Below are 23,785 nucleotides of genomic sequence, written 5' to 3' on the forward strand. Positions count from 1 at the left end.
AGGGCCGAGTCGTCCCGGGCCTTGAAGTTCACCCGAACAAGTCGCAGCGTCATGCCGCCCAACACTAGGGCCGGACGGGATGCGGGGCGGGCCGTGCCGCTTCCGGCGCACTTCAGGACAATCCAGAGCATGGCCGTTCGTCCCGCCCCGCCGACCGCGAGGTCGCCGCTGGCGTTCCTGGTGCTGCTGTTCGCCCTCTCGCTCCCGTTCTGGGCGGCGGGAGCGCTGATCGAGCGCCCGGACGCGCTGCCCATGGGCATGCCCGTGAGCGCGTTCCAGTTCGTCCTGCCCCTCGTGGTGGCCGTGGTGCTCACCGCGCGGGAGGAGGGGCGCCGCGGAGTCGGAGCGCTGCTGAAGAGGACCCTGTCCCCCCGGGGCTCCGGGGGCAGGCCGTCGTGGCCGGCGGCCTGGCTGCTGGTCCCCGCGATCGCGCTGCTGGTCTACGTGCTGATGCCGCTCACCGGGACGCCGCTCGACGGGTCGCACTCGCCGCCGGCGGCCGTCCCGGTGCTGTTCGCCGTCTACCTCGTCACCGCGCTCGGCGAGGAGGCGGGGTGGACCGGCTACCTTCTGGCCCCGCTGCGCGAGCGATGGGGACCGCTCGGAGCCGGGGCGCTCATCGGAGTGGTCTGGGCGGTCTGGCACGTCGTCGGCTGGGCCCAGGGCGACCGCTCCGCGCTGTGGATCGCGGGCCAGTCCCTCAGCACGGTCGCGCTGCGGGTCATCATCGTCTGGATCTTCGAGAGATCCGGCGGGGTCATGCTCACGGCGCTGGTCGTCCACGCCCTGGTGAACGTCACCGAGTCGGTGATCCCCGGGTACACCGAGTACGCCGCCCCCGCGCTCCTCAACGGCGGGATGCAGGCGGCCGCGGCCGTCATCGTCGCCCTGCGGTGGCGCCCGGGCCGGCAGGAGACGGCGGGAACCCTGCGGGACGCCCCGAGTTGATGCGGCCCTGGGCCGCCATGTCCTCGGATGGACGGCCGCGCAGGACCCTGACGACCGGCGGCGCCGACGGGCGCCGCTCAGGCGCGTCCGCCCAGAGGTGCGCGGTGCGCGCGGATCTTCCGGTGGCTGATCCGCCAGCCGCCCGGGGTGCGGACGAAGGTGTCCTCGTAGGTCACGCTCCCGACGGTGCCGTCGGCGTTGACCCCGAGCCCCTTGGAGAGCGCGTGCACCCGGCCGCCCGGGGCCTCGGTGAGGACGGTGTTGGTGACGTGGTGCCCGACCGGGTTCAGCTCGCCCAGCGCACGCGCGGCGGCGGCGCACGCCGCCACGCCCAGCAGGGGCTCCTGCCCGAAGTCGGAGAGGTCGTAGACGACGTCGGGGGTGAACAGCTCCTCCAGCCGGTCCAGCTCCCCGCTGTCGCACAGGTGGCCGTGCAGGGAGATCAGCTCGGTGATCTCGGTGCGATCGTCGGCGGTGAACGCCATCGCTCCTCCTCGGGGCGAACGATAAACGGGGAAGTCCCCGTTTAGTGCTCCGCTACCCTAGCCGAGCAGGTCCCCGTCGGACGACCAGGGAGCCGGAATGACCGCCGCCTCGGGACGGGGGCGCCGCGCCGACGCCGAGCGCAACGCCCGGCTGCTCGTCGAGGCCGCCAGGGAGCTGTTCGAGGAGCGGGGGCCCGGCGCACCCCTCGACGAGATCGCCCGGCGCGCGGGCGTCGGCAACGCGACCCTCTACCGGCACTTCCCGACCCGCGACGACCTGCTCGCCGCGGTCTACGCAGACGAGGTCGCCGCCCTGTGCGCCCAGGGCGCCGCCCTGGCGGCCGAAGCCGACGCGGGGGAGGCGCTCCACGCCTGGCTGGAGGCCTTCGCCGTCCACGTCGCGACCGGCCGGGCCCCGGCCTTCGCCGGCGCGGGCGGCGGCGACGCACGGCGCACCGAGCTGTTCGCGCGCTGGCACGCCGCCCTGACCTCCGCCGCGGAGACGCTCCTGACGCGAGCACAGCAGGAGGGCGCCGTCCGGGGGGACCTCACCGTGGCCGAGGTGCTGACGCTGGCCCACGCCGTCGCCACCTCCTGCACCGACCCCGCCCAGGTCCGCCGCCTGCTCGCGATCGTCCGGCACGGCCTAACCGACCGGTGAGGCCGGGCGCCCTGCGGCCAGTTCGAGGCGGGCGCCGGTGAACGCGGCGCGCAGGCGCCGGTCGTGCGTGACCACCACCAGCGCGCCCTGGTAGGAGGCCAGAGCCTCCTCCAGCTGCTCCGTGAGCATGGGCGACAGGTGGTTGGTCGGCTCGTCGAGCAGAAGCAGGTCCCGGGGCTCGCTCACCAGCCGCGCCAGCTCGACCCGGCGCCGCTGCCCAGGGGACAGCTCCCTGAGGCGGAGGCCCAGGTCAGACGGCCGGAACAGGCCCAGGGCGAGCAGGGCGTCCGCGTGCTCGCCGGGAGTGCCCGGACGTCCGCGCGAATAGGCCTGGAGCACGGTCCGGTGACCCGCGCCGACCGGCCCGTCCTGCCGGAGGTACCCGACCCGTCCGGTCCGGCGTACCTCGCCCGCGTCCGGGTGGAGTTCTCCGGCGATGAGCCGCATCAGGGTGGTCTTGCCCGCTCCGTTCGGGCCGGTGACGAGAAGCCGCTCACCGGCGCGGACGGTCAGGGACTCCAGGCGGAGCCGTCCGTGCACCACCACGCCGCCGATCGTGAGCACCTCGTCCCCGGCGGCGCCCGGGGCCGCGGGGACGGCGGTGAAGCGCAGCGGCTCGGGCGGTGGCGCCGCGGGGTGATCGACGAGTTGCCGCAGCCGCTGCCGGGACTGCCGGATGCGCCCGGCCGCCCCGTGGGTGCGCGAGCGCGCCCGCCAGGCGCCGGTGCCCATGCCTGCCTTGGCCGTCTTGCGCGGGATCGCGGCGAGCCGGCCCGCGTTCGCGGCCACCAGCGCGGCATGCCGGTCCAGCTCCGTCCTCCATTCCTCGTGGGCCCGCGCCTGCGCGGCGCGTTCGGCGGCCTTGGCGGCGAGGAAGCCCGGGTACCCGTCGCCGTAGCGGCGCACCTGCCCGCCGTCCACCTCCACGACGGCGGTGGTCACCCGCTCCAGGAACATGCGGTCGTGCGTGATCGCCACGACCGTGCCCCGGTGGGCGCGCAGCCGCCGTTCGAGCCAGGCCGTGGCCTGGTCGTCCAGGTCGTTGGTCGGCTCGTCGAGCAGCAGCAGCTCGGGGGAGGACGCCAGCGTGGCGGCGAGGGCGAGCCTGGAGCGCTCGCCGCCGGACAGCGTGCCCAGCGGGCGGCTCCGGTCGAGTCCGGGCAGCCCGAGCCCGTGCAGCGCGAGTTCCACGCGGACGTCGGCCTCGTAGCCGCCCCGCGCCTCGAACTCCGCCACCAGCTCCGCGTAGGCGTCCAGGACCGCACGGCCGGGCGCGCCGAGCGAGCGTTCGGCGGCGCGCATCCGGGCTTCGAGGTCGCGCAGGTCGGCTAGTGCCAGGTCGACGGCGTCGGCGACGGTGGCGTCCGGCGGAAGCGCGAGCGACTGCGGCAGGTAGCCGATCCCGCCGGGCGCGACGGTCACGACCTCGCCGTTGTCCGGACGCTCGACGCCCGCCATGAGCTTGAGCAGCGTGGACTTGCCGGACCCGTTGTCGCCGATCACGCCGAGCCGCTCGCCGGGCTTGACGGTGAGCGAGACCCGGTCCAGGACGGCGCGGGTCCCGTAGCGCTTGGAGATCTGGTCGAGTGCGAGTTGGGCAGGGGCGCGCAGAGCGCCACCTCCTTATCGTCGGTGCGGACTCGGTGCGGGTGGGGATGGGGGTCAGCCCGGGGCCTTGCGGCTGAGGTGCTCCCAGGCCCGGTACTCCTCGGTGCGCGCCCGGTCCATCTCCTGGACCATGTCGTAGGAGGCGGCGCCGACGATCAGCCGCAGCGGCGGGTCGTCCAGGCCGGCCAGCTCCATGACCACCGGGGCCGCGGTGCTCGGGTCGGGGCCGGCGTCCTCGCCCCACATCTCGGCCAGCCGGGCGCGCAGCGTCTCGTACTCCGGGCGCGGCCGGGTCTGCGTGATGCCCCGCGTGAACAGGTCCGTGCCGTACCCGCCCGGCTGCACGATCGTCACCTTGATCCCGAACGGCGCCACCTCCATCGCCAGCGCCTGGCTCAGCGAGTCGAGCGCGCTCTTGCTCGCGGCGTAGAACCCGGCGGACGCGACCCCGCCCCCGGTCCCCATCGTGGTGACCTGCAGGATGCGGCCGGAGCCCTGCGCCCGCAGATGCGGCACCACGGCCTGGGCCACCCAGACCGCGCCGAAGAAGTTGACGTCGAACTGGGCGCGGATCTCCTCCTCGGTCGCCTCCTCCACCATGCCGAGCAGCATCGTGCCGGCGTTGTTGACCACGACGTCAAGCCGCCCGAACGCGGCCGCCGCCCGGTCCACCGCCGCGTGCACGGCCGCGCGGTCGCGGACGTCCAGCGCCAGCCGGACGAGGTGGTCGGGGTGGGCGGCGGCAAGGTCGTCCAGCGGGCCGAGGTCGCGCGCGGCCGCCACGACCCGGTCTCCGGCGGCGAGCGCCGCCTCGGCGTAGGCCCTGCCCAGGCCCCTGGAAGCGCCGGTGATGAACCAGACGCGGGCGGTCGCCATGCAGTCTCCTCCACTCATTCAAGACGAGACGGTTCGTCTCGCCGAGGATGAGTATGGAAGGCGGCCGGTCCATCGTCAAGACGAGACGTATCGTCTCGTTAAGTGGTAGGCTCCCCGGCCGTGTCCGGCAACAGAACCCCGAACCCGGCGCGGCGCAGCGAGCGGTCCCGGCGGGCCGTCCTCACCGCCGCGCGCGAGCTGGTCTCCGAGATCGGGTACCCCAAGATGACGATCGAGGCCATCGCCGCGCGGGCGGGCGTAGGCAAGCAGACCATCTACCGCTGGTGGCCGTCCAAGGGCGCGGTGGTCTTCGACGCGTTCCTGGCGCTCAGCGAGGGGGAGGAGGGCGTCCGGCTGCCCGACACCGGCGACCTCGAGGCCGACCTCAGGACGGTCATGCGGGCGACCGTCGCCGAGTTCGCCGACCCGGCGTTCGAGGCGCCGCTCAGGGCGCTCAACACCCAGATCGTCGACGACCCCGACCTGGCCGCCCTGTACCGCGAGAAGCTGGCCGGCCCGCTCGACCGGGCGAAGAAGGAGCGGCTGCGCAGCGCCCAGCGGGCGGGGCAGCTGCGCGCGGACGCCGACCTCGACCTGGTGCTCGAGGTGCTGTACGCCCCGCTCTTCCAGCGCTGGCTGCACCGTTCGGGGCCGCTCACCCCCGAGTACGCCGACGCGCTCGTGGACGTCACCCTCCGCGCGTTCGCCCCCTGAGCGCTGTCAGAGCCGGGTCCTACGGTGATGCGCCATGGACGAGGAGACCGACGAGGAGACCTTGGTCGTTCCGGCGGCGTGGCGGCGCCGGCTGCATCCGCGGCGGGGCGGCACGCCCGGGGCCGCGCTCAAGCTCGACCCGGCGGCGGGCGACGCGCTCGCCGAGAAGGTCCGGGCGCGGTCGGCCGGTGTCGAGGACGCGCTCGCCCACCCGCGCAGCGACCCCGGCCTCGTCGCGGCGGCCCGCCGCCACCTCGGCGGGGAGGACGACCCGCTCGGCGCGGCGGTCGTCGGGCAGCTCGTCATACGCCAGGAGAACCAGCGGGACGACCCGCACGCCCGGCTCGTCGACGCCTGGTGCGCCGACCGCGGCCCCGCGTTCGCCGCCGCCGCGGTCGCGTGCATCAGCAAGGCCGGGCCCACCTCGAGATGGACCGGCCAGGGCGACCGGACCGAGTGGTGGGTCCGGCTCCGCGACCCGGACCAGCAGCACGGCCACTGGTGGGCGGCGCGGTCCGCCCTGACCCGGATGCGGGCCGTCCTCGCCGCGGCCGACGACGCCGAGTACGAACGGGCCGTCGCGCGGCTGGAGGAGTGCCGCGGCGACGTCCTGCTCCACCTCGTCACCGCCTACCTCGTGCCGACGCGCCAGGACTGGGTCGAGGAATCGCTGGCCGAACTCCCCGGGCCGCAGGAGTTCCTGTACTCCTGGATGCTGTGGTGCTCCGTCACCGCACCGGCCCAGTTGCCCCGCCTGGGCGTCCTGGGGTGGCAGGCGGCGAGAGCCGACCTGGTGACCACCGCCGTGGACGGGGTCGGCGCGCCGCTCGCCCCGCTGCTGGCCCACGCCTACGACACCGCGCGCAGCGCCAAGGCCCGCAAGAACACCGCCGAGGCGCTGGCGGTCCTGCCGACCGACGAGGCGTTCCAGGCCCTAGTGGACCGCGCCGACCGGGAGCGCGTCAGGCCCGCGCTGTCCGCGGCGATGAAGCGGTTCCCCGCGCGGGCCGCGCGGCTGCTCGCGGACGCGGCGGCCGGCGCCGGCAAGGCCGCCGGGGTCGCCGGCGAGCTGCTGGAGGAGCATCTGCTCACCCACCCCGAACTGGGCGGGGGAGAGGCGGGCCGGGCCCGCGTTCCCGACGCCCCGGCGCGTGAGGTGCCCGCGTCGCTGGCGAACCCGCCCTGGAGGCGCCGCCGCCGGGAACGCCGAGCCGTGGTGATCGACGGGCTGGCGCCCCCGGACGCCGACGCCGTCCGCTGGGCGCCCGGCGAGCGCGAGGCCTGGTACCCCGACCCGTCCGCCCGGTGGTGGGACGGGGACGGCTGGATCGCCAAGGTCCAGGACCACAAGGCCGGGCGGCTGCCCTACTGGGACACGCTGCGGCTGTTCACCCAGGGCCCCGAGGCCCTGGTCCGGCCGCTGTTCGTCGAGTGGGCCGCCGGTGACGTCCCCCTCGCCTGGGCCCAGAAGGAGCTGGCGGCCCGCTTCGAGCTCGACGCCGCCGCGCTGCTGGCCAGGGCCGCGTCGAAGTCGCCGGCCTCCGACGGCGAGGTGCTGCTGCCCTTCCTCACCCGGCGCGTCGCCGCGCTCATGGCCGACTGGTCGCTGCGGCTGAAGTCGGCGCGGCCCGTCGCGCACGCGTGGTTCGCCCGCCACGGGACCGCCGCCGCCCGGCTGCTCGTCCCGGCGGCTCTCGGCCCGGCCGGACGGGAGCGCCTCGCCGCGGAGGCCGCGCTGCTGCACATCGCCGGGCGCGAGGGCGCGGAGGCGGTCGTCGAGGCCGCCCGCGTCCACGGCGACGCCGCCGCGGCCGCGATCGCCGACCTGACGACCCTCGACCCGCTCGACCTGGTCCCGGTCCGCGCCCCGGCGATCGGCGACTGGGCCGACCCGGCGCTGCTGCCGCAGATCCTCACGACCGGGCGCGACCGGGCCCTGCCGCCCGCCGCGACGCGCGACCTGCTGCTGACGCTCGCGCTGGAGCGGCCCGGCGGCGCCCGCCCCGACCTCTCCGACGTCAGGCGGGCCTGCGACCCCGAGTCGCTCGCCGCGTTCTCCTGGGCGGTGTTCGAACGGTGGGAGGCGGCCGGGCACCCGGCCAGGGACGGCTGGGCCCTCACCCAGCTCGGCCTGCTCGGCGGCGACGAGGCCGCCCGCCGCCTCACCCCGCTGATCCGGGCGTGGCCCGGCCAGAGCCGCCACAAGAACGCCGCCGCGGGCCTGGACGTCCTCGCCGCGATCGGCACCGACGTCGCGCTCATGCACCTGCACGGCATCTCCCAGAAGCTGCGGTTCAAGACACTCAAGGACTTGGCCCGCCGCAAGATCGACGAGATCGCGGAAGGACTCGGGCTCACCCAGGACGAACTCGCCGACCGCCTCGTGCCCGACCTCGGCCTCGACGCCGCCGGCACCCTCGTCCTGGACTACGGGCCCCGCCGCTTCACCGTCGGCTTCGACGAGCGGCTCACCCCCTACGTCCGGGACCAGGCCGGCAAACCGCGCAAGGCGCTGCCCAAACCGGGTGCCAAGGACGACCCCGACCTGGCCCCCGCCGCACACAAGCGGTTCGCGGCGCTGCGCAAGGACGCCCGCGCCGTGGCCGCCGGCCAGGTGCGCAGGCTGGAGACCGCCATGGTCGGGCGGCGCTCCTGGCCCTTGACCGACTTCCAGCGGCTCCTCGCCGGCCACCCCCTGCTGCGCCACATCGTCCGGCGGCTGGTGTGGGTCACCGGCGACGGCACCACCTTCCGGGTCGCCGAGGACGGCACCCTCGCCGACCTCGCCGACGACGCCCTCGTCCTGGACGGCGCGGTCCGGGTCCGGGTCGCGCACCGCCTCAACCTCACCGAGGAGGACCTGGCCGCCTGGGCCCGGGTGTTCGCCGACTACGAGATCGCCCAGCCGTTCCCGCAGCTGGACCGGCCCGTCCACGCCCTCACCGACGAGGAGCGCCGGACCGGCGTCCTCGCCCGCTTCGAGGGCGCGCAGGTCCCGCTCCGGCGGCTGCTGCGCCTGGAACGCGACGGCTGGGAGCACGATGCGCCCGCCGACGCCGGCATCGTCTCCGGCATGTCGCGCCGGCTCCCCGGCGGCGCCACCGTCGGGCTCGGCTTCGGGCCGGGCGTCGCGATCGGCGATCGCGACCCCGCCGAGATCTTCACGATCGGCGGCGTCCACGTGACCGGCGAGCTCGACGCGGTCCACGCCAGCGAACTGCTCGCCGAACTGACCGCCGCGACCGAGGACTGACCGTGAGGCGGCGCCGGCCGCGGCGGGGCTGAAATCCCGGCAAAGCTTGCCCCTGCCGCGGTGCGGGACGCCCGGAATGCCGGTCCGGGCGCCGTTAACGTGCGGGAATGCCGCAGCCGCCCGGCCCGACCCCCGGCGACAAGCCCGGCGACACGCCCGCCGACGAACCCGCCGAGGGGCCTGTCGACGAACCCGCCGAGGGTCCCGCCGGCGAACGCCCCGAGGGTCCCGCCGGCGAACGCGCCGAGGGTCCCGCCGACGTCCCGCCCGAGGCCCCCGCCGCCGAGCGGGCCCCCGAGCGTGCGCAGCGGATGCCCCCGTGGCTGCCCAAGGCGTTCGCGCTCGCGGGCGCGAGCGTGCTGGCGTTCCTGGCGGGCGTCTGGCTGCTGGAGCGGCTGCGCGACCTGCTGCTGCTCCTGCTGATCTCGCTGTTCCTGGCCTTCGCGATCGAGCCGGCGGTGAACTGGCTGGCCGCGCGCGGCTGGCGGCGCGGCGCGGCCACCGCGGCGATGTTCGTGGTCGTGGGGCTGCTCCTGGCCGCGTTCCTCGGCGGCATCGGTTCGCTGCTGGCCGCCCAGGCCACCAACCTGATCGGCGGGTTCCCCGGCTACGTCCGCCAGTTCGTCGGATGGGTGAACTCCACGTTCGGGACGCACCTGTCCCAGCGGACGATCTTCCAGCGGCTCCCCACCATCACCGACACCCTGTCACGGCACCTGTCGAGCCTCGCCGCGAACGTGTGGGGCTTCGGCACCACCGCCTTCGGCGTGGTCTTCAACGCCCTCGGCGTCCTGCTGTTCACCTTCTACCTGTCCGCCGAGGGCCCCCGGTTCCGCCGTACGGTCTGCTCCCTGCTGCCGCCGCGACGCCAGCGCGAGGTCCTGCGCGCCTGGGAGATCGCCGTCGACAAGACCGGCGGCTACATCTACTCGCGAGGGCTGCTCGCCCTCATCTCCGGCATCGCCCACTTCGCCGCCATGGCCTTGCTCGGCGTCCCGTACGCGGCCGCCCTGGCACTGTGGGTGGGGGTGGTGTCGCAGTTCATCCCGGCCGTCGGCACCTACCTCGCCGGCGCCGTGCCCGTGCTCATCGCGCTGACCAAGTCGCCGAGCACGGCGCTGTGGATCCTGCTGTTCATCGTCGCCTACCAGCAGTTCGAGAACTACCTGCTGCAACCGCGCATCACCGCGCGGACCCTGGACATGCACCCCGCGGTCGCGTTCGGGCTGATCCTGGCCGGCGCCGCCGTCGCCGGGCCCATCGGGGTGCTGCTGGCGATCCCGCTCGGCGCCAGCCTCCAGGCGTTCGCCGCCGCCTACGTGCGCCGCTACGAGGTCGAGGAGCACCCGCTGACCAAGCCCGACGTGCCCCCGGGCCGCTGGTGGCGGTGGCTGCGCCGCTGACGCCGCCGCGCCGGGGCTTTACCGGATCGGGGACGGTTCCGGGCCGGATCGTCGACCATTGCCGTGGACGGGCGCCGACCGCCGCGGTTAACGTGCCGGAAGAACCTTGATCATCAGGCAGCTCGGGGGAGGGAGGGGGCCGTCATGCACCGTCCTCGAACGCGCCGCCGCCGGTGGCTCGCCGGCCTCGCGGCGGGAGCGCTCGCGGTGACCGGCCTCAGCGGCGTGGACGCGTCCGCGCAGACCGCGCCGGACGCCGGCAGGGACCCCCGGCTGATGCGGATCCTGCGGTCGATGTCGCTGCAGGACAAGGCCGCGCAGCTGTTCGTCCTGCAGATCTACGGCAAGAGCGCGACCACCGCCGAGCCGGCCGACGTCGCCGCCAACCGCAGGCTGTACGGGGTCGACAACGCCGCGCAGGTCGTCGCCCGCTACCACCCCGGCGGCTTCATCTACTACGGCGACAACGTCGCCGACCCGAAGCAGCTCGCCGCGTTCTCCAACGGCATCCAGCGCGCCGCCGCGGCGCAGCCGCTGCGCGTCCCCGCCACGATCGCCATCGACCAGGAGGGCGGCATCGTCGCCCGCGTCCAGCCGCCCGCGACGCAGTCGCCGGGCAGCATGGCCCTGGCCGCCGGGCGCCGCACCGGCGACGCCCGCGCGCTCGCCCGCATCACCGGGACCGAGCTGCGCGCCATCGGCGTCAACCAGGACTACGCGCCCGACGCCGACGTCAACGTCAACCCGGCCAACCCCGTCATCGGCGTCCGGTCCTTCGGGTCCGACCCCCGGCTGGTGTCGGACATGGTGACCGCGCAGATCGGCGGGTACCGGGACGGGGGAGTGACCCCGACCGCCAAGCACTTCCCCGGGCACGGCGACACCACCACCGACAGCCACACCGGGGTCCCGCGCATCGACCACACCCGCGCCGAATGGGAGCGGCTCGACCTGCCCCCGTTCCGCGCCGCGATCAGGCACGGCGTCGACTCCATCATGACCGCGCACATCGTCGTGCCGTCGCTGGACCCGTCCGGCGACCCCGCGACCCTGTCGCGGCCCATCCTCACCGGCATCCTGCGCGACCGGCTCCACTACCGGGGCGTCGTCGTCACCGACGCCCTCGACATGCAGGGCGTCCGCGACAAGTACGGCGACGAGAACATCCCCGTCCTCGCCCTCAAGGCCGGCGTGGACGTCCTGCTGAAACCGCCCGCGGACGCCCAGGGCAACGGCGTGTTCCCCCGCCAGCTCGCGGCCGTCGTCAACGCCGTGAAGTCCGGCGAGCTGACCGAGAAGCGCATCGACGAGTCCGTCTACCGGATCCTGGAGCTCAAGCAGCGGCGCGGCCTGTTCCGCGACCCCTACGCCGACGAGTCGAAGATCGACCAGGTCGTCGGGACACCCGCGCACCTGGCCGCCGCCCAGCGCGCCGCCGACCGCACCACCACCCTGGTCAAGAACGGCGCCGGGATCCTGCCGCTGCGCCCCGGCGCGCGCAAGGTCCTGGTCACCGGATGGGGCGTGTCCACCACCGCGACCCTGGGAACCGAGATCGCCCGGCGCGGCGCCGTCACCACGATCAAGCAGACCGGCATCAGCCCCGGCCAGGCCCAGATCGACGAGGCGGTGGCCGCCGCGCGGGACCAGGACCTCGTCGTCGCCGTCACCAACCGCGCCTGGGACATCAAGGAGGAGCCCAACCACAACGGGCCCGGGCAGATGAACCTGGTCAAGGCACTCGTCGCCACCGGCAAGCCCGTCGTCGTCATCGCCGTCCGCGACCCCTACGACATCGCCTGGTTCCCCGAGGCGACCACCTACGTGGCCACCTACTCCTACACCGCCGAGGCGCTGCGGTCGGCCGCCAAGGTCCTGTTCGGAGAGCTGGACCCGCGGGGTCGGCTGCCCGTCGCGATCCCCGCCCGCGACCAGCCGGGCACCGTCCTGTACCCGTTCGGGCACGGCCTGGGCTACTGACCCGCCGGACCGGGCCGCACACGCGGCGGCCCGGTCCCGGCACGGCAGCCGCCGCCGCACCGGAACCGGGCCGGGTTCCGCTCAGGGACCGGCCCCGCGCGTCACACCCTCCGCGCGCCGATCGACTTCATCAGCGTCGGCCACACCCCGCTCGCCTCGCGCACCCACGCCGGCCAGTTGTGCCGGCCGTCGCCGTAGATGTGCGCGGTGTAGGGGATCTTCAGCTCGTCCAGCCGCCGCTGGAAGTCCTTGTTGTTCGCGCCGACCGCGATCTCGCTGAGCAGGCCGATGTCCCACGGCGCCACGTCGGGGTCGCCGGGGCCGGGCCGCCCGGTCGTGCCGGCGGAGAAGAACAGGCCGGTGCCGCGCAGCTTGGAGGCCAGGGAGTACGGGTCGTGCGCGGCCCAGTTGGCGTCGTCGGACCACGGGACGCCCCAGATCGCGAACGGGTCCTGCCCGTTGCCCGCGTTGGTGAACATCAGCAGCGCCGGGATCCCGATCGAGCGCATCGACAGGATCCCGCTCAGCGACGCCGCGTACTTGAACATCCCCGGGTGCCGGGCGGCGTAGGACATCGCCCCCGCGCCGCCGGAGGAGTTGCCGATCGCCGCGCGCACCGCCCCCGCGTGGTAGTTGCGCTCCATCAGCTGGCGGACCTCGGCGGTGTGGAAGGTCTCCCACTTGGGAGTCCCGCCCTTGCCGTAGTTGTACCAGTCCGTGTAGGAGCCGTTGTCGCCCTCCGGCATGACGACGATGACGTTGTACTTGGCCGCCCACGCCTCGATGTCGGTGTTGCGCGTCCAGGACGTGTAGTCGTCCTGGCCGCCGTGGTAGGCGTACAGCACCGGCCACGTCGCGGTCGCGTTCCGCGTCCAGTTCTTCGGCAGCAGGATGCGGGTCTTGACCGTCTTGCCCAGGGCCGGCGAAGCGATGGCGATGTCGACCTCGTTCGAGGCGATCTTCTTCTCCGCGGTGATGCGGGCCCCGTCGTCCGCCCTGGCCGGTCCCGCGAGCGCCTGCGCCGGGCCGGTGCCGACCGCGCCGAGGCCGGCCGCCAGGACGGCCGTGATCGCCCCGGACGCCAGCGAGCGCCGCCAGGTCACCCGGTGCGGTCGGCGGCGGACGGTCGGTGTCGTGTGCAAGGCTCACCTCGCCGATAGGCCCGACCCCCGTGGCCGCGCGACTTCCGCAGAGTGTCCTCGCCTCCGCCGAAATGATCTACATGGCCGGGTTACAAGATTTCTTCGAGTGGCTGTGGAGAAGTGAGTCCTTCAGGCGCCGCCGGAGGCGGTCCCGGCCAGCAGCGCGGCGAGATCGCGGGGCCTGGAGAACATCGGCCAGTGCCCGGTCGGCAGCTCGTGGTAGGTCCAGCCGGGCCCGGTCATCATCGAGAAGACCGGGTGCCCGCTCTCGCCCATCTCCCTCACCGCGGCCAGCGGGATCGTGGTCGCGATGAGCGTGCGGGGAACGGCCGGCAGCGGGTCGGGCCGGGTGAGCGCCTGCGTCGCGGTGCCGAACGGCTGCGGCGTGCCGCGCTCGCGCATGGCGGCCAGCGCCTCGCCGCTCAGGCCGGCGAGGTTGACCGGGTCGTCCTGCGGGTCGAACGCCGGCACCGGGATCCGCCAGCCGTCGCCGTGCTCGGCGACGGCCTTCTCCAGCTCCGCGCGCGAGGCGGGGTCGCGGAAGTCGATGCCGGCCAGCCCGGACGGCATCGGGCCGCTGTCGACGTAGACGACCCGGGCGATCCGCTCGGGCGCCCGGTCGGCGGCGCCGGTGACGGCCATGTTCGCGCCGCTGTGCGCGACGAGCACGACCCCCGTCAGGTCGCGGCCCTCGACGAGACGCAGCAGGTCGGCGATCTGGGCCTCGACGTCGGCGCCGGGCGGGGTCTCGGCGGCCCGCTCGGCCTGCCCGGCCGGCGTCACCGCGTGCACCTCGTGGCCCGCGGCCCGCAGGTCGGCCGCCACCTCGTCCCACGCCCACGCGCCGAGCCAGTACCCGGGGACCAGTACGAACGTCGCCTTGCCGGTCCCTGTCTTGCCGGTCGCCGTCTTGCCATCTGCCATGGTGGGCCGTCCTCTCTCGGTGGGTGTGACCCCACGCTAGGGTCAATACAGGACAGAAACCGCCCGGATTAAGCGAGTGACCCGTGTCACAACCTGCGTCGTCCCATCCGACGACCCGCGTACTGGCCATGCTCGAACTGCTCCAGGCCAACCCCCGCATGGGCGGCCCGGAGCTGGCGCGGCGGCTCGGCGTGGACGAGCGGACCGTCCGCCGCTACGCCTCCCGGCTGGAGGACCTGGGCGTCCCCGTCGTCGCCGAGCGCGGCCGGTACGGCGGCTACCGGCTCATGCCCGGCTACAAGCTGCCGCCGCTCATGCTCACCGACGACGAGGCCGCCGCCGTGGTGCTGGGGCTGCTGGCCGGCCGGCGGGTGGGGCTGCCCGGGCAGGCGACCGAGAGCGCGCTGGCCAAGGTGCAGCGCGTCCTGCCCGCCGCCCTGCGCGACCGCGTCCAGGCGCTGCGCGAGACGCTCGGGTTCACCCTCGCCGCCCGGGACTCCGCCGCGCCCGACACCGGCGCCGTGCTGACCCTCGCGGCGGCGGCGAGGGAGCGGCGCCGCGTCCGCCTGCGCTACCGGTCCTGGCAGGGCGCCGAGACCGAGCGCGACCTGGACCCCTACGGCCTCGTCTTCCACTCGGGACGCTGGTACGTCACGGGCCACGACCACCGCAGCGGGGAGATCCGCACGTTCCGCGTCGACCGCGTCGCCGCCGCCGAGCCCGGCAGCGCCCGCTTCGAGCCCCCCGGCGACGTCGACCCGGTCCAGCACGTCACCCGGTCGCTGGCCCGGGTGCCCTACGCCCACGAGGTCGAGGTGCTGCTGGAGACGACCCTCGCCGAGGCGCGGCGCCGGATCCCCGCCACGACGGCGACGCTGGCCGAGGCCCCGGGGGGAGTGGTGATGACCACGCGCGCCGAGCGGCTGGACGGGATGGCGCAGATGCTGGCCGGCCTGGGCTTCCCCTTCGCCATCCGGCGGCCCGAGGAGCTGCGCGGCCACGTCCGCGACCTGGCGCGCAGCCTGGAGGAGCAGGCGGGGCGGTGACCGGGACCCCGGCCACCGCCCCGACCACGCTCGCGTCAGGACCCGGAGCGGGCGTCCCACTCCTGGCGGAGCATCGCGTAGATGACCTCGTCGCTCCACTCGCCCTTGACCATCTCGTTCTGCACCAGGTGCGCCTCGCGGCGCATCCCGAGGCGCTCCAGGACGCGGGCGGACGCGGCGTTGCGCCCGTCCAGCCGCCCGCAGACGCGGTGCAGGTCCAGTCCCTCGAAGCCCAGCCGCAGCACCACCTCGGCGGCCTCGGTGGCGAAGCCCTTGCCGTGGTAGGCGGGGTTGAAGATGTAGCCGATCTCGCCCTGCCGGTGCTCGCGGCTGCGCCACTGGAGGTTGACCTCGCCGATCAGCTCGCCGGTCTCGCGCCATTCCACCGCCAGGACCAGCCAGTCGCCCTCCTTCTCCACGACGGAGGCGCTCATCTTCTGCTTCAGGAAGGAGCGCGACTCCTCAAGGGAGCGGGGTTCCCAGTACAGGAAGCGCGCCACCTCGGGCAGGGACTGGTAGGCGTACAGACCCTCCAGGTCGGTCTCGCGGAACGGCCGCAGGGTCAGCCGCTCGGTCTCGATGGGATAGGCGGGTTGGAGCATGCGAAAGATCCTATTCAGGGGGTCAGGTCTTGTGCGACCCGTAATTCCCCGGTGGCGGGGCCGCCCGGCGACCCCGCTACCTCCGCCGGGCCTTGGGGGTCGACGCTCCGCCGCCGCGGTCGTCCGCGACGCCCGTCTCGCGGCGCTCCTCCTCGTCGAAGGCGCGGGTGTCGCGGAACTCCACGTACGGCTCCTCCTCGGGCTGCTGACCGGCGGCGATCGCGCGGCTGCGTTCGAGCTCGGCGTCCAGCTCGGCGCCCAGCAGGATCGCCAGATTGGTGATCCAGAGCCACACCAGGAAGATGATGATCGCGGCGAGGCTGCCGTAGGTCTTGTTGTACGAGGCGAAGTTCGCCACGTACAGCGCGAACAGCCCGGACGCCGCCAGCCACAGCACGATCGCCAGCCCGCCCCCCGGCGTGACCCAGCGGAAGCCCCGCTTGGCGTTGGGGGACGCCCAGTACAGCAGCGAGATCAGGAAGCCGACCACCACCACCAGCACCGGCCACTTGACGATGCCCCAGATGGTCACCGCCTGGGAGCCGAAGCCGAGCATGTCCCCGACCTTGCGCGCCAGCGGCCCGGACACCACCACCGCGATCACCGACCCCGACAGCAGCACCAGCGTCACCAGCGTGACCGCGATCCGGAGCGGCACGGTCTTCCAGAACGGGCGCCCCTCGGGGATGTCGTAGACGACGTTGGAGGCGCGCATGAACGCCCCGACGTAGCCCGACGACGACCACACCGCGGCCGCGAGGCCGAGCACCGCCGCGATGCTCGCGCCTCCGGCGTTGCCCTCGAGCTGCCTGATCGAGCTGACGAGCAGGTCGCGGACGGCGCCCGGCGCCAGGCTCCCGACGTTCTGGACGAGGGACTCGGTGGCCGACTGCCCGGCCAGCCCCACCAGCGACACCACCACCAGGATCGCCGGGAAGATCGACAGGATGGAGTAGTAGGTGAGCGCGGCGGCCAGGTCGCCCAGGTTGTCGTTCTGGAACTCCTTGAGGGTGCGCTTGAGCGTCTCCCACCACGACCGCGCGGGCAGATCGGTGGGGGCGCCGGGTCGTCTGCGCATGACTCCCTTCTTCCCGGCCACTCAGCGCCGACCGTGCCGGCGCACCATGACGGCGTGCTTCTGCCCGGCGCGCATCCGCACCCGCACCGGGGCCTTCATCCGTACCGGGCTTTTCCTCCGCGTCGGGGCCTTCATCAGCATCGACGTTTTCCGGCCGCGTCCCAGCCGCGCCTGCGACGACCCGCGGCGGCGGCGCATCCACACCGCGCCGAGGGCGAGCGCCCCGGCCGACACCACGATCACGCCGCCCTGGCGCGCCCTGGCCTTGTTCTTCTCCGAGCCCGCGGCCTCCCACGCCGACGCCGCGGCGTCGCGGGCCCGGTCGCGCGCCTGCTCGACCTTCTCCCGCGCCATGGCCTTCACGTCGGCCTTGGCGGCGAGCTGCTCCACCGTCTCCCCGAGCTCGTGCCGAGCCCGGTCGACCTCCTGACGCAGTTCCTCGGTGCCTGCCGCGGCGCCGTGCTTGCCCTGCATCGTCATCGGTGCGTCGCCCTCTCCTTCAGTTCGGCCACGGCCTGCTTGGCCTCGTTCATGGCCTGCTCGGGCTTGGCCGGTGTGGCCCGCCTCGCCTGCGCCCGGCCCATCAGCGCCAGCACGCCCGCCACCACCAGCAGGAAACCGCCGATGATCAGCGCGGCCGCCCACACCGGCAGCGCCAGCGCGATCGCGGCCACCGCCGCCGCCAGCAGCACGGCCACGCCGTAGAGCGCGACAAGCGCGGCGCCGCCGAACAGCCCGGCGCCGGTGCCGGCGTGCCGGCCCTTGTCCTTCAGCTCGGCCACGGCCAGGCGCAGCTCGGCCCGCATCAGATCCGAGACCTGCTGTGCGGCCTGCCGGACCAGCTCGCCCGTTCCCGCCTCGTGGCGCTCGGCGCGGAACTCCGGGGCGCGTCCCATGTCCTGCCGGTGCGCGCCCATCGTCCCGGCCTGGCCGTCGCCGTCGTGTTGCTGCCGCACGATGCTCATGCCTCCAGGCCCCCTCCACGTGTTCGAACCCTGGAAATGGGCGTTCCCTGTGCGCATGGGCTAAACGTGGCCGCGTCCCGACACGCGGTGAGCGGGCGGGGTCCGGGCCTGACCGACGTGCCCGGTCAGCGGCTCACGCCGTGGTGAGCCAGTCGACGCGGTGCGCCTCGGTCGGATCGGGGGTCTCCCACCGGCGCACGAGCCGGTCGATGACCGGGTCCGGGACGGGGGAGGTGCGGGCCCGGTTGCGGTCCCGCAGCACCCGCGGCGGCGCCTCCAGCGCGACGACCTCGACCCGCCCCCGGTAGCCGGCGATGAGGCCGGTGCACAGCTCGCGCTGCTGCCGGGACACGTTGGTGGCGTTCCACACGAACGACCGCCCGGCGCGCAGGTGCCCGCGGGCCAGCTCGTGCGCGGCGGCCGCCACGGCGCGCTGGTCGCCGGCCGGGTCGACGCCCATCTCGGCGCGGAGCCGGTCGAGGCTGACGACGGGCACGTCCGGGCGGTGGGCGGCGATCCAGTGGTCTTTTCCGGCGCCCGGCAGCCCGGACAGGACGGTCACGGTGCAGCGCGTGTCGTCGTAGGCGGCGTAGGCGGGATCGCGGTCGGGCTTGCGGAAGTACCAGAACCGCGCGTGGTCTGAGGGGAACGCGCGCGGTCCGTCCAGGCAGCCCTGCTCGGCGCAGTACTCCCCGTACAGGGCGACGTTGTCCAGCAGCTCCTCGGTGTCGGGGCAGATCCGGCCGAGGATGTCGGCGCAGGCCAGCAGCACCAGGTCGTCGTTGCGGGCCAGCAGGCTGACGCGGAACGCGATCTGCCGCAGGTCGGGGCGCTCCAGCGCCCAGAACGGGACCTGGTGGTGGCGGATCAGCGCCGCGACGTGCTCGCGCCAGGCGACCGGCGCGCCCAGCTCCCACAGGATGCGCCGCACCATGAGGTCGCCGCGGCGGGAGTGGCCGCGCGCGGTGATGCGGCCGTCGTCGTCGAGGGCGGTGCAGTGCGGCTTGGCGATGTCGTGCATCAACACGGCGGTGAACAGCCGGACCCGCTCCTGCGGCGGGCGTGCGCGCCACTGCGGCAGCGAAGCCAGCGCCTCGCACGCCATCCGGGTGTGGGTCTCGACGTCGCCTTCGCCGTGGTAGACGGCGTCCTGCGGGACGTCCGCCATGTCGCGCACCCAGGAGAAGGCCTCCCGGATCCGGTCCCACGGGACGGTCCAGTGCGGCGGCGCCGGGCAGAGCTCCTCAAACACCTGCATACAGCACCTCCGGGTCGGCCAGGCCGTTGGCGACGATGGGGCGGTCCTGCCAGTGGGTGCCGGAGTCGAGGATCGCGTTCAGGAAGCTCGGCCGGACCCACTTGTAGCGGTCGACGGTCCTCCCGTCCTCCTCCACCTTGATGTACAGGCCCTCCATCTCCTCAGAGGCGTCGGTCTCCGCGGCGACGCGGTCGGGGTCGGCGCCGCCGGCCTCGGCCGCCGCGCGCAGCGCGTCCCGCCACCGCGGGGTGCGGCAGGTGGAGGGGCCGGTGAGGCTCGTCAGCGCGGCCAGATCCGGCAGCGGGCCCTCGTGCAGGACGGGCACCGACACCACCGGCGTCCCGGCGAGCAGCTCGCGGCGCGCCTCGGTCGACAGGAACGTCCCGTCCTCCTGGTCGAGGACGTCGAACTCGCAGAAGTAGTGGGGGAGCGCGTCGTAGAAGACGGTGTGCTTGGCGTACAGCCACTCGCCGTACAGGACGTAGCGGTCCCGCAGGCGCTCGCGCAGGACGTGCTGGACCGACGCCGCCCACGCCTTCAGCGGCCCGAACTGGCGCTCGCGCGGCCCGCCGGTCAGGTAGTGGCCGCGGCTCTGCAACCGCAGCTCGCCGGCGGAGGTGAAGCTGATGCCGGCGTTGGCGCCGTCGAGCTTCTCCTCCACCACCAGGTACCGCCCGGCGATCGACTCGAACGGCACGGCGGCCAGATCGTGGTCGCCCGGTTGGAGCCGGGATCCCGCGATGTGCCGGGTCCGGGGGTACTTGCGAAGCATGCCGACCGTTCTAGGGCCGGGCGGCCGGTCCTGCCAACCGGTTTTCGGTCCGTCAGCGGGCCGGGACGACGCGGGTGAGGGCCAGCGCGGCGAGCCACAGCGCCACGCTCGCCCAGGCCAGGACGTGCAGGCCGGAGGCGAACGCCGGATGGGTCGCGGGCCCCGCGACCGCCCCGTACACCGCGACGCCGAGCGCCGTCCCGACCTGCCGGGCGGTGTTGTTGAACCCGCCCGCCAGCCCGGCGTGCGCCGGGGGGACGGCGCGCATCGCGGCGGCGACCACGGCGGTGACGACCAGGCCGTCCCCGATCCCGATGCCGAGCAGCGCCGGGAGCAGCGCCGCGTAGCCGCCGCCGGGGCCGGCGCCGACCAGGGACAGGCACCCGGCCGCCGCGACGGCGGCGCCCGCGGCGAGCGGCACCCGCGTCCCGAACCGGGCGGTGAGGCGCCCGCTCACCGGCGCCAGGACCGCCAGCGGCGCGGCCATCGGCAGCAGCATCGCCCCGGCCAGCAGCGCGGAGCGGTGCCCGGCCTGCTGCAGCCGCAGCGTCGCCACGAACAGCACCCCGTTGGTGACCAGGTTCATGATGAGCGCGATCCCGCCGGCGCCCAGGAACGCCGGGGCCCGCAGCAGCCCGCCCGGCACCATCGGCGCCGCCGCGCGCCGCTCGGCCAGGACGAACGCCGCTCCCGCGGCCAGGGTGAGGACGGCGGCGACGGCGGCGCCGTCCCGGTGGCCGTGGCCCGCGGCGATGACCGTCCAGACCAGTCCGCCCAGGGTGAGCGGTGCGAGCGCCATCCCGGCGCGGTCCAGCGCGGCCGCCGCCCGCCGCCGCCCGGGCTCGCGGACCAGCGCCAGGACGCCGGTGATCGCGGCCGCGGTGATCGGCACGTTCAGCAGGAAGATCCACCGCCAGCCGATCGTGTCGACCAGCAGCCCGCCCAGCAGCGGCCCCGCCGGCAGCGCCGTGGACGAGATGCCCGCCCACACCCCGAGGGCGCGCGCCTGCTCGGCGCGTCCCGGGTAGAGCGCGGTGATCAGGGCGAGGCTGCCGGGCAGCAGCAGCGCGGCGCCCGCTCCCTGCGCGACGCGTGCGGCGATGAGCGGGCCGGCGGCGGGCGCGGCCCCGCAGGCCAGCGAGGCCAGCCCGAACAGCGCGAATCCGGTGAGCGTCAGCCGGCGGTGCCCGATCCGGTCGCCGAGGGCGCCGCCGCCCAGCAGCAGCCCGGCGATCGCGACCGCGTACCCGTCCACGACCCCCTGCAGCCCGGGCAGCCCGGTGCCGAGCGCCCGGCCGATGCCGGGGAGCGCGACGTTGACGATCGTCACGTCCAGCAGCACCAGGAACATCCCGGCGCACAGGATCGCGAGCATCGCGCCGCGCCGGGGCTCGGGGCCGGCCTCCGCGGCGCAGGGGACCCCGGTCGCTTGCGTGGTGGAATCCATACCGCCACGGTCGCCCCCGGACGTTTCGGCGCGGCTCGAACCGTGCCGTTCCCGAGGGGCGCGTCAGGCGACGGCGACGCGGGCGAGCGCGCCGGTCTCCAGCGCCACCCACAGGGCGCCGTCGGGGCCGACCGCGATGCCGTGCGGCTCGGATCCGGGCGTCGGCAGCGGGTGCTCGTCGACGCGGCCGTCGGAGCCGATGCGGCCGACGTGGGCGGTGCCCCACTCGGTGAACCACAGGGCGTCGTCCGGCCCGGCGACGATGGCGTGCGGGCGTGCGGCCCGGTCGGGCAGCGGGTACTCGGTCACCTTCCCGTCCGTGGTGATCTGCCCGATGTGCCCGGCGCCGATGCCGGTGAACCAGAGCGCGCCGTCCGGCCCGGCGGTGATGCCGACCGGTGCGGAGCCCTCGGTGGGCAGCGGGTGGACGGCGACCTCCCCGTCCAGTGTGATCCGTCCGATGGCGTTGCCCTGGTTGAGGGTGAACCACAGGGCCTCGTCCGGGCCCGCCGCGATCATCGAGGGCATCGTGCCCTCTCCCGGCACCGGAAAGGCACTGACCTGGCCGTCCACGGTGATCCGGCCGATGCCGCCGGCGTGCATGCGGGTGAACCACAGCGCGCCGTCCGGCCCGGCCGCGATGCCGCACGGCCCCCAACCCTCGGGCACGGCGAACCGCGTGACCTCGCCCGCGGTGGTGATCCGGCCGATCGCGTGGCCGTGGAACGCGGTGAACCACAGCGCGCCGTCCGGGCCCGCCGTGATGATCATCGGTCCGGCGGGGACGGGCCCGTGGACGGTGAGGTCCCCGTCCGGCGTCATCCGGGCGATCCGGCCCTCGTGGACGAGCGTGCACCACAGCGCGCCGTCCGGTCCCGCGGTGACGCCGTACGGTCCCGCGTCCGGGCCGGACACCGTGAACTGCTTCATCGTGGTGTGTGAACCCTCTGACATGAATGGTCCCCCCTCGTCCCTCCACTGCTGTTTCCGTCCGGAGACGAAGTTAACGCAACATGAGTTGCGTTACGATCGGGATCATGGAGACCAGCCGGGACCGCCGGACCGCGCGGTGACCGCGCCCGGACCCGGGACCGTCCGCCCCGGCGGACGCACCGCGCGGGTGCGCGACGCCGTCCGCGGGGCGACGCTCGCCGAGCTGTCCGAGCGCGGCTACCAGGGGCTCACCGTCGAAGGGGTGGCGGCCCGCTCCGGCGTGCACAAGACCACCGTCTACCGGCGCTGGGGGAGCGCCGACGGCCTCATCGCCGACGCCCTCGACCTCGCCGCCGCCGAGCCCTGGCCGATCCCCGACACCGGGTCCCTCGCGGGTGATCTGCGGGGCCTCGTCCGGCTCGTCGCGGAGAACTTCGCCGACCCCGTCGAGGGTCCGATCGCCCGCGCGTTCGTGCTGGCCGCCGCGCAGAGCGGCGACGCCGCCCGCTCCCTGCACGCGTTCTTCGCGCACCGCCACGAGCAGGCCGCCGTCATCGTCCGGCGGGCCGTCGAGCGCGGCGAGGTCCCCGCGGCCACGGACCCGGTCGAGGTCGTCCGGTCGGCCGTCGCGCCGCTGTACTACCGGCTGTTCATCACCGGCGAGCCGATCGGCGGGCAGGCCGCCGACCGTGCCGCCGCGGCCGCCTGCGCCGCCGCCCGAGCAGGCGCCCTGACGGCCGCACCGGCACCCTGACCCCGTCCCGCCCATCAGCGGACGTTGAGGGCCGCACGCAGGGCCGCGGCATAAGCGCGGGGGTGGGTGGTGTTGCCGTTGTGGCCGCCGGGGAACTCGTGCGGCTCCGTGCCGAGCAGGGCGGCCAGCGCGAAGGCGCACTCGTTGTCGAAGACGGTGCGCGGAGTCGTGCGCCCCACGGCCGGGACGATCCGGGTCGAGACGCCGGCCAGCGCGGCGACGTCGAGGGTGTCGTCGATGACCGCGGTGAAGTCGTGCTCGACGAAGAAGTCGAAGTTGCGCGCCCGCTGGGGCGTCATGGGCGCGCGGGTGACGCCGGGCTCGGCGTCGGGCGCGGCGGGGTCGATGCCCAGCACACCGGCGATCAGCTCGAACGTGGCGGCCAGCCCGTCGCGGCGGTGGACCTCCTGGATGTGCGCCAGTTCCCGCTCATGGCATGCCCGCTGGTCGGCGGGCAGCAGCCGCGGGGTGACGGGTTCGTGGGCGACGAGCGTGCCGATCTGGCCGGGGTGGTCCACGGCCACGTGGAACCCGATGGATGCGCCCAGGCTGCACCCCAGCATGAGCGCCGGTTCGTCCGTCAGTCCGGCCAGCAGGCGGTGGACGTCGTCGGCGTGGTCGGCCAGGCTCGCTCCCCGGGACGGGTCGTCCAGCACGCTGCGCGACAGGCCGCGGCGGTCGTAGGTCACCACGGTGTAGTCGGCGACGAGCCGGTCGACCAGGTCCGCGCTGCGCCCGGCGTCCCCCTCGCCGCTCTGGGAGATCAGCAGCATCGGGCCGGTGCCGCGCACCTCGTAGTGGATCCGGGCGCCGTCGGTCCGGAGCATGCCCGTCGCGGCGGGCGGTGTCGTGGCGGTGGCCATCGGGAGTCCTCTCGGTCGGGCGGGCGTCTCCGCCCGGGTGAGGCCAACCATAAAGCATCAAACTTGATACATC

General features: G+C 74.7%; 22 protein-coding genes. 8 read left to right on the forward strand and 14 right to left on the reverse strand.

Translation table 11 applies throughout. The features are described from left to right. Window positions 1–129 precede the first annotated feature (129 nt). Window positions 130–948 (forward strand): CPBP family intramembrane glutamic endopeptidase, encoded by an 819-nt coding sequence (locus ABWI07_RS38235; RefSeq protein WP_353821522.1) that lies wholly within the window; start codon window positions 130–132, stop codon window positions 946–948. Window positions 949–1,025: 77 nt separating this feature from the next. Here ABWI07_RS38235 and ABWI07_RS38240 read toward each other — a convergent pair whose 3' ends face one another. Next, window positions 1,026–1,433 (reverse strand): nuclear transport factor 2 family protein, encoded by a 408-nt coding sequence (locus tag ABWI07_RS38240; RefSeq protein WP_353821523.1) that lies wholly within the window; start codon window positions 1,431–1,433, stop codon window positions 1,026–1,028. 97 nt (window positions 1,434–1,530) lie between these two features. Between ABWI07_RS38240 and ABWI07_RS38245 the strand changes: the two genes are divergently transcribed. Next, window positions 1,531–2,094 carry a TetR/AcrR family transcriptional regulator gene (locus tag ABWI07_RS38245; RefSeq protein ID WP_353821524.1) on the forward strand — a complete coding sequence of 188 codons (564 nt, stop codon included), beginning with the start codon at window positions 1,531–1,533 and terminating at the stop codon, window positions 2,092–2,094. Here ABWI07_RS38245 and abc-f read toward each other — a convergent pair. Further along, window positions 2,080–3,705, reverse strand: a complete 1,626-nt coding sequence (abc-f, locus tag ABWI07_RS38250) for a ribosomal protection-like ABC-F family protein (RefSeq protein WP_353821556.1) — start codon at window positions 3,703–3,705, stop codon at window positions 2,080–2,082. The genes ABWI07_RS38245 and abc-f overlap by 15 nt on opposite strands. Window positions 3,706–3,756: 51 nt before the next feature. Next, the gene (locus tag ABWI07_RS38255) at window positions 3,757–4,578 is read right to left on the reverse strand and encodes an SDR family NAD(P)-dependent oxidoreductase (protein ID WP_353821525.1); all 822 of its coding nucleotides are present in this window, start codon (window positions 4,576–4,578) and stop codon (window positions 3,757–3,759) included. A gap of 120 nt (window positions 4,579–4,698) precedes the next feature. On the opposite strand from ABWI07_RS38255, the gene ABWI07_RS38260 reads away from it, so the two are divergent. The 4 genes from ABWI07_RS38260 (at window position 4,699) to ABWI07_RS38275 (ending at window position 11,928) form a co-directional block, all read left to right on the forward strand. After that, complete coding sequence (locus ABWI07_RS38260) at window positions 4,699–5,292, forward strand: TetR/AcrR family transcriptional regulator (protein WP_353821526.1); 594 nt, start codon at window positions 4,699–4,701, stop codon at window positions 5,290–5,292. A 34-nt stretch (window positions 5,293–5,326) separates the two neighbouring features. Beyond that, entirely contained in the window at window positions 5,327–8,545 is a 3,219-nt protein-coding gene (locus tag ABWI07_RS38265; RefSeq protein WP_353821527.1) for a DUF4132 domain-containing protein, read from the forward strand. A 107-nt stretch (window positions 8,546–8,652) separates the two neighbouring features. Further along, the gene (locus tag ABWI07_RS38270) at window positions 8,653–9,948 is read left to right on the forward strand and encodes an AI-2E family transporter (protein WP_353821528.1); all 1,296 of its coding nucleotides are present in this window, start codon (window positions 8,653–8,655) and stop codon (window positions 9,946–9,948) included. 144 nt (window positions 9,949–10,092) lie between these two features. Then, complete coding sequence (locus ABWI07_RS38275; protein WP_353821529.1) at window positions 10,093–11,928, forward strand: glycoside hydrolase family 3 protein; 1,836 nt, start codon at window positions 10,093–10,095, stop codon at window positions 11,926–11,928. 101 nt (window positions 11,929–12,029) lie between these two features. Here ABWI07_RS38275 and ABWI07_RS38280 read toward each other — a convergent pair whose 3' ends face one another. Together ABWI07_RS38280 and ABWI07_RS38285 are read right to left on the reverse strand one after the other, a co-directional pair. Next, on the reverse strand, window positions 12,030–13,070 hold the full coding sequence (locus ABWI07_RS38280; protein ID WP_353821530.1) for an alpha/beta hydrolase: 1,041 nt from the start codon (window positions 13,068–13,070) through the stop codon (window positions 12,030–12,032). 129 nt (window positions 13,071–13,199) lie between these two features. Further along, a complete protein-coding gene (locus tag ABWI07_RS38285; RefSeq protein ID WP_149258471.1) occupies window positions 13,200–13,994 on the reverse strand; it encodes an alpha/beta fold hydrolase in 795 nt (264 codons plus the stop codon). A gap of 83 nt (window positions 13,995–14,077) precedes the next feature. Between ABWI07_RS38285 and ABWI07_RS38290 the strand changes: the two genes are divergently transcribed. Further along, window positions 14,078–15,040 carry a helix-turn-helix transcriptional regulator gene (locus tag ABWI07_RS38290; protein WP_353821531.1) on the forward strand — a complete coding sequence of 321 codons (963 nt, stop codon included), beginning with the start codon at window positions 14,078–14,080 and terminating at the stop codon, window positions 15,038–15,040. A 35-nt stretch (window positions 15,041–15,075) separates the two neighbouring features. Here the strand turns inward: ABWI07_RS38290 and ABWI07_RS38295 are convergent, their stop codons facing one another. From ABWI07_RS38295 to ABWI07_RS38330, 8 genes are all read right to left on the reverse strand, one after another. Further along, on the reverse strand, window positions 15,076–15,642 hold the full coding sequence (locus ABWI07_RS38295) for a GNAT family N-acetyltransferase (RefSeq protein WP_149258470.1): 567 nt from the start codon (window positions 15,640–15,642) through the stop codon (window positions 15,076–15,078). A gap of 76 nt (window positions 15,643–15,718) precedes the next feature. Then, window positions 15,719–16,720, reverse strand: a complete 1,002-nt coding sequence (locus tag ABWI07_RS38300) for a YihY/virulence factor BrkB family protein (RefSeq protein ID WP_353821532.1) — start codon at window positions 16,718–16,720, stop codon at window positions 15,719–15,721. Between the two features lie 21 nt (window positions 16,721–16,741). Next, window positions 16,742–17,200, reverse strand: coding sequence for a DUF3618 domain-containing protein (locus tag ABWI07_RS38305; protein WP_149258468.1), 459 nt, complete (start codon window positions 17,198–17,200; stop codon window positions 16,742–16,744). Beyond that, entirely contained in the window at window positions 17,197–17,685 is a 489-nt protein-coding gene (locus ABWI07_RS38310) for a phage holin family protein (RefSeq protein ID WP_235036676.1), read from the reverse strand. Before ABWI07_RS38310 ends, ABWI07_RS38305 begins: the two co-directional genes overlap by 4 nt. A gap of 133 nt (window positions 17,686–17,818) precedes the next feature. Next, window positions 17,819–18,943 (reverse strand): AAA family ATPase, encoded by a 1,125-nt coding sequence (locus tag ABWI07_RS38315; protein ID WP_149258467.1) that lies wholly within the window; start codon window positions 18,941–18,943, stop codon window positions 17,819–17,821. Further along, window positions 18,930–19,715: an RNA ligase family protein gene (locus ABWI07_RS38320; RefSeq protein ID WP_149258466.1), complete on the reverse strand. Its 786-nt coding sequence runs from the start codon at window positions 19,713–19,715 to the stop codon at window positions 18,930–18,932. The genes ABWI07_RS38315 and ABWI07_RS38320 overlap by 14 nt, the downstream gene beginning before the upstream one ends. 52 nt (window positions 19,716–19,767) lie before the next feature. Further along, window positions 19,768–21,162 (reverse strand): MFS transporter, encoded by a 1,395-nt coding sequence (locus tag ABWI07_RS38325; protein ID WP_353821533.1) that lies wholly within the window; start codon window positions 21,160–21,162, stop codon window positions 19,768–19,770. Window positions 21,163–21,225: 63 nt separating this feature from the next. Continuing rightward, complete coding sequence (locus ABWI07_RS38330; RefSeq protein ID WP_353821534.1) at window positions 21,226–22,116, reverse strand: Vgb family protein; 891 nt, start codon at window positions 22,114–22,116, stop codon at window positions 21,226–21,228. A 115-nt stretch (window positions 22,117–22,231) separates the two neighbouring features. Here ABWI07_RS38330 and ABWI07_RS38335 point away from each other — a divergent pair, with 115 nt between their 5' ends. Beyond that, window positions 22,232–22,849, forward strand: coding sequence for a TetR/AcrR family transcriptional regulator (locus ABWI07_RS38335; RefSeq protein WP_235036674.1), 618 nt, complete (start codon window positions 22,232–22,234; stop codon window positions 22,847–22,849). A 14-nt stretch (window positions 22,850–22,863) separates the two neighbouring features. On the opposite strand, the gene ABWI07_RS38340 is transcribed toward ABWI07_RS38335, so the two are convergent. Continuing rightward, window positions 22,864–23,712, reverse strand: coding sequence for an alpha/beta fold hydrolase (locus ABWI07_RS38340; protein ID WP_149258463.1), 849 nt, complete (start codon window positions 23,710–23,712; stop codon window positions 22,864–22,866). Between the last annotated feature and the right edge of the window lie 73 nt (window positions 23,713–23,785).

It is taken from the genome of Actinomadura sp. NPDC000600 (assembly GCF_040492135.1).
In the GTDB taxonomy this organism is placed as follows: Bacteria; Actinomycetota; Actinomycetes; order Streptosporangiales; family Streptosporangiaceae; genus Spirillospora.